Source organism: Shewanella sairae, from assembly GCF_023283535.1.
In the GTDB taxonomy this organism is placed as follows: Bacteria; Pseudomonadota; Gammaproteobacteria; order Enterobacterales; family Shewanellaceae; genus Shewanella; species Shewanella sairae.
The window spans coordinates 1-601 of the sequence record NZ_JAKILT010000221.1 but is presented as its reverse complement, the minus strand read 5'-3'; the positions used below and the strand labels follow the sequence as shown (position 1 = coordinate 601).

The window sequence follows — 601 nt, the reverse complement described above, 5'->3', positions numbered from 1 at the left end:
ACCGGTTGCTATCTGCTGATGGAAAATGGGGAAGTGGTCATTACCGTTATGACGGCTTAGGCAACATTACCAGCCGCAGCATAAGTGGCTCAGTCATTGATTATCATTATAATTCTTTAAATAGATTAGACAGACTTACGGGGGCATATCGTTACAATTATACCTATGACGCCAAAGGGAATGTGACTCATAACGGTCGTTACCCACTAACCTTTAACCAAGCCAATCAACTGGTGACTGCTAAGGGGATTTCTTATCTCTATGATGGTCATAATCGAAGGGTAAAAAAAGATGACGATTACAGCATATACAGCCAAGCGGGACAATTGCTCTATCGACTGCAAGCTGAAGGTAACAAAATTGACAGTGTGTATTTAGGTCAAAAAATTATTGCTGATATTGAAAGTCGCTAAGGAAATAGATGAGATGAAATATGTATTAACGATATTTTGTAAAACTCTTTTGATATTTATCGCATGTGTTTTTGGCAGCGTAGTCGCTTATGCTGCCGCGCCCAAAGTACCAAGTATTTCCGTACCGAGTAGCGATGTTGATGGACGATATACAGTGACTTGGGGCGAAACATCTAATACGACCCGCT

At 40.8% G+C, this 601-nt stretch carries 1 protein-coding gene; it reads left to right on the top strand.

All coding sequences use genetic code 11. From position 1 onward, the window contains the following. On the top strand, positions 1-413 hold a 413-nt coding region (locus tag L2748_RS24295; RefSeq protein WP_248957845.1), incomplete at its 5' end, for a hypothetical protein. Between the last annotated feature and the right edge of the window lie 188 nt (positions 414-601).